At 56.1% G+C, this 1206-nt stretch carries 1 protein-coding gene; it reads left to right on the top strand.

What is annotated here, in order from left to right; genetic code table 11:
- The first annotated feature begins 65 nt into the window (after positions 1-65).
- Positions 66-1180 (top strand): IS3 family transposase gene (locus tag V1T76_RS29010; protein ID WP_330564141.1). Its coding sequence is split into 2 segments (ribosomal slippage): positions 66-321 and positions 321-1180, totalling 1116 coding nucleotides; the frame shifts between segments, so codons are not numbered across the junction.
- Positions 1181-1206: the final 26 nt, after the last annotated feature.

Raw genomic sequence — 1206 nt, 5'->3', positions numbered from 1 at the left:
TGACCTGCTCCCCTGAAAGTTCCTCGTTTTGAGGTTAGTCTGTTCCCAATTTAAGGAAACAGACGATGAAGCGATCCAGGTTCTCTGAAGAACAGATCATTGGCATTTTGAAAGAGCATCAGGCTGGTCTGTCGGCCGCTGAGCTTTGCCGCAAATACGGCGTCAGCGATGCGACTTTTTATAAGTGGCGTTCAAAGTATGGTGGCATGGAGGTGTCTGAGGCCAAACGGCTGAAGTCTCTCGAAGAAGAGAACGCCAAACTGAAGAAGCTGCTCGCGGAGTCGATGATGGATGTGTCGACACTTCGCGAGATGCTCGGAAAAAACTTCTGACGCCTGGCTCAAGGAGGAGTGCCGTGAGCTGGGCAATTGAGACCAGGGGATATTCGCAACGACGCGCCTGCGGGCTGGTCGGCATCGATCCGCGTGTGTACCGCTATCGGTCTACGAGACCCGATGATAATGGCCTACGCCAGAGGCTTAAGGAACTGGCCTCGGAGCGCAGGCGGTTTGGTTATCGCCGGCTGCACATCCTGCTGAAGCGCGAAGGCATCGAGGCCAACTGGAAGAAGGTCTACCGGATCTACCGGGAAGAGCGTCTCACAGTGCGCAAGCGCGGCGGCCGGAAACGAGCCCTGGGAACGCGAGCACCGATGGCCGTGCCACAGGCTGCCGATCAGCGCTGGTCCCTCGACTTTGTCTCCGATGCCCTGATGGATGGGCGCCGGTTCCGTATCCTATGTGTCATTGATGACTTCAGCCGGGAATGTCTGGCAACGGTGGTCGATAACTCGATATCCGGAGCCCGGGTCGCACGGGAACTGGATGGGATCGCTGAACGTCGTGGCCGCTATCCCTTGATGGTGGTCAGCGACAACGGCACCGAACTCACGTCAAACGCCATGCTCAAATGGCAGCAGGACCGTAGCGTTGAATGGCACTACATCGCTCCGGGCAAACCGATGCAGAACGGCTTCGTTGAAAGCTTCAATGGGCGCCTGAGGGACGAATGCCTCAATGAGCATCTGTTCCGAAGCTATCGCCATGCCCGGGACATCATTGAAAACTGGAGGATCGACTACAACCTGAACAGACCGCATACCAGCCTCGATGGGCTTACCCCATACGAATTTGCAGCCCAGTTCAAAACAGATCACACCGTGAACAGAGCTAACTTTTGAATGCGGACAATCAGGGGAGCAGGTCA

Origin of the sequence: Roseibium sp. FZY0029, from assembly GCF_036350355.1 — a bacterium.
Classification (GTDB): domain Bacteria; phylum Pseudomonadota; class Alphaproteobacteria; order Rhizobiales; family Stappiaceae; genus Roseibium.
Note: the sequence above shows the minus strand (reverse complement) of the source record. Positions and strands in the feature narration are given on the sequence as shown.